2 protein-coding genes are annotated in these 3,662 nt (G+C 70.0%); both read left to right on the top strand.

Annotated elements, in window-relative coordinates; all coding sequences use genetic code 11:
* The first annotated feature begins 343 nt into the window (after positions 1-343).
* Positions 344-3,208, top strand: a complete 2,865-nt coding sequence (locus ABDW21_RS03505) for an Rne/Rng family ribonuclease (protein WP_343600022.1) — start codon at positions 344-346, stop codon at positions 3,206-3,208.
* Between the two features lie 137 nt (positions 3,209-3,345).
* Positions 3,346-3,657, top strand: coding sequence for a 50S ribosomal protein L21 (gene rplU / locus ABDW21_RS03500; protein WP_343600024.1), 312 nt, complete (start codon positions 3,346-3,348; stop codon positions 3,655-3,657).
* Positions 3,658-3,662 lie beyond the last annotated feature (5 nt).

The following is a 3,662-nucleotide window of genomic DNA, read 5'->3' as shown; positions in this document are numbered from 1 at the left end:
TCGAGGCGTCGACTGCGGCCCGCGCCGGCGGGTCGGTGACGGTGCCGGCGTACCTTCGTCATCACTTCGGTCCTCAGTTCGGGCGACGGTGTGGAATACTGGCGGCGGGTGAACGTCGCCGGACCGGCGTCCGACACCCGAATGAAGACTCAGGACAGGGGCGACCATCGCGTCAGCGATGCGGCGCCATCCGTCCGGCCGTCATTCACCTGTGCACCGGGCGGGTTCGCTCACGAGCCGCTCGGGGCGAGACCACCGACAAGCCCGGGAGAAGTGACCCGGGCACATAGCGAAGCTCTCGTGTGGCCGCGTCGTCGACGCGCCCGGGGGCTGAGGAGATTTCGTGATAGACGATGCCCCGTTCACACCCGTCCAGCAAGACCCGTCCCAGCGTGAGGACCTGCCCGAACGCCTGAGGGTCCATTCGCTGGCCCGAACGCTCGGGACGACGAACAAGCGGGTGCTCGACGCGCTGACCGAGCTCGACGGACGGATTCGCAGCGCGCATTCCAGCGTCGACCGCGGCGACGCGGTCCGGGTGCGCGATCTGCTGGCCGCCGACGCCGGCGCGCAGACCGGCCCGGCCGCCACGACCGGCGAACCCGAGTCCCGGCTGATGCTGGAGGCGGCAGCGGATCACCCCGCCTACCTGCCGCTGTTTGTGGCGCCGCAGGCGGCCGAGGCCGACGCCGACGAGGATTTGGCGGACGGCGACGAGGACGACGAAGACGGCGATTTGGCCGACGGCGACGAGCAGGGCGAACGCCCGGCGGGCCGGCGCCGCCGGCGCGGCCGGCGGGGCCGTGGTCGCGGGCGTGGCGAGCAGCAGGGCGGATCGGAGGACGACGACTCGGACGACGACGAGGCCGAGCAGGGTGCCGATGCCGAGGACGGCAAGGACAGCGCCGATACCGACGACGACGGCGGTGACGACGACGGGTCTGCGGGCACCGGCAGCCGGCGCCGGCGGCGCCGGCGGCGCCGCAAAGCCGGTTCCGGCGAGGACGCCGGCAACGCCCAGTCCACCGACGACCCGCCGAACACGGTGGTGCATGAGCGCGCCCCGCGCGCCGGCAAGGACGGCAACGACCCCGATGCGGCCGCCACCGAGATCCAGGGGATCAGCGGCTCGACCCGGCTGGAGGCCAAACGCCAGCGCCGCCGCGACGGCCGCGACGCCGGGCGCCGTCGCCCACCCGTGCTGAGCGAAGCCGAGTTCCTGGCCCGTCGCGAAGCGGTCGAGCGGGTGATGGTGGTGCGCGACAAGGTCCGCACCGAGCCGCCGCACCAGGGCGACCGCTACACCCAGATCGCCGTGCTGGAGGACGGTATCGTCGTCGAGCATTTCGTGACGTCGGCGGCCTCGGCGTCGCTGGTGGGCAACATCTACCTGGGCATCGTGCAGAACGTGCTGCCGTCGATGGAGGCGGCGTTCGTCGACATCGGGCGCGGCCGAAACGGCGTTCTCTACGCCGGCGAGGTGAACTGGGAGGCTGCCGGCCTGGGCGGGTCCAACCGCAAGATCGAACAGGCCCTCAAGCCCGGCGACTACGTCGTCGTCCAGGTCAGCAAGGACCCGGTCGGCCACAAGGGCGCCCGGCTGACCACGCAGGTGTCGCTGGCCGGCCGCTACCTGGTGTACGTGCCGGGCGCGTCGTCGACGGGGATCAGCCGCAAGCTGCCCGACACCGAGCGCGCGCGGCTCAAGGAGATCCTGCGCGAGGTGGTGCCCGCCGATGCCGGGGTGATCATCCGCACCGCCTCCGAGGGTGTCAAGGAGCAGGACATCCGCGCCGACGTGACCCGGTTGCATGAGCGCTGGGCCCGGATCGAAGCGGCGGCCGCCGACGCCAGGGCGAAGGCGGCCGGGGCGGCGGTGACGCTCTACGAAGAGCCCGACGTGCTGGTCAAGGTGATCCGCGACTTGTTCAACGAAGACTTCTCCGAGCTGATCGTGTCCGGTGACGAAGCCTGGTCCACGATCACCGAGTACGTGAATTCCGTTGCTCCCGAACTTGTCTCGAAGATGACGAAGTATGAGCCCGCCGAGCTTTCCGAGGGTCAGGCGGGCCCCGACGTGTTCGCGGTGCACCGCATCGACGAGCAGCTGGCCAAGGCGATGGACCGCAAGGTCTGGCTGCCCTCGGGCGGCACCCTGGTGATCGACCGGACCGAGGCCATGACGGTGGTCGACGTCAACACCGGCAAGTTCACCGGGTCTGGCGGCAACCTCGAGCAGACGGTCACCAAGAACAACCTGGAAGCCGCCGAGGAGATCGTGCGTCAGCTGCGGTTGCGCGACATCGGCGGGATCGTCGTCATCGACTTCATCGACATGGTGCTGGAATCCAACCGTGACCTGGTGCTGCGGCGGTTGACCGAGGCGCTGGCCCGCGACCGCACCCGTCACCAGGTGTCCGAGGTGACCTCGCTGGGGCTGGTGCAGCTGACCCGCAAGCGGCTGGGAACCGGCCTGGTCGAGGCGTTTTCGACGACCTGCCCGCAGTGCAGCGGTCGGGGGATCATGGTGCAGGCCGATCCGGTGGACTCCGGCGCCGCGGCGGGCCGCAAATCCGAAGGTGGGCGACGTGGCCGGCGCGCCAAGAAGGGCCGATCCGATGTCGCCGCGGTGGCCACGGTGCCCGCGCACGCTCCCGGCGAGCACCCGATGTTCAAGGCGATGGCTGCGGGCTCCTCCTTGCTGGCAGGCCGCCAGGACGACGTTGAGCCCGGCTTCGAGCTCGCCGAGGAGCTGGCCCGGACGCAGATCGAAGAAGAGGTGGCGCGCGAGGTCGCCGCGGAGGACCTCGAGGACACCGACGAGGACGAGTTCGACGACACCGACGATGACGACGACACCGACGACACCGACGATGACGACGATGACGACGAGGTCGACGAGGTCGACCTGGACGACGATGACGACGACGGTGACGGTGACGGTGACGGTGACGAGGACCTCGACGACGAGGACCTCGACGACGACGACGGTGACGACGACCTCGATGACGACGACGATGGTGACGACCTCGACGACGAGGGCGACGACGACCTCGACGTCGATCTGGATGCCGGCGAGTCCGGCCAGGCGGCTGACTCCGGCCAGGGCTCTGCGGTGACTGGGGTTCCCGTCGTCGCGAACGAGGCACCCGACCGGCCGCGTCGCCGCCGCGCCGCAGCCCGGCCCGCCGGCCCGCCGGTCCACTAAGATTGACCCGGTTTGACCGCTTCGTCGCTGGTCACGTACCCTTGATTAGTCATCGCCAGGCTCTGGCCGGCGGTCCCCAGACCCACCGCGCAGCCCTCGGGTAGCGCGCGCCCCGAGAAGATGAGGTAGACGTAACGATGGCGACCTACGCAATCGTCAAGACCGGCGGCAAGCAGTACAAGGTCGCGGTCGGGGACGTGGTCAAGGTCGAGAAGCTCGACTCCGAGCCGGGCGCCAAGGTGTCGCTGCCGGTCGCGCTGGTCGTCGACGGCGCCACCGTCACCGCCGACGCCGCGGCGCTGGGCAAGGTTTCGGTAACCGGCGAGGTGCTCGAGCACGCCAAGGGGCCCAAGATCCGCATCCACAAGTTCAAGAACAAGACCGGCTACCACAAGCGCCAGGGCCACCGTCAGCAGCTGACGGTCCTGAAGGTCACCGGCATCAAGTGATGAGC

The organism is Mycobacterium sp. (assembly GCF_039583805.1).
In the GTDB taxonomy this organism is placed as follows: domain Bacteria; phylum Actinomycetota; class Actinomycetes; order Mycobacteriales; family Mycobacteriaceae; genus Mycobacterium.
This window is presented reverse-complemented; position numbering and strand designations above follow the sequence as displayed.

Coding starts and splice junctions, on each gene's coding strand:
- rplU (WP_343600024.1), top strand. CDS start 3,346: ATGGCGACCTACGCAATCGTCAAGACCGGCGGCAAGCAGTACAAGGTC.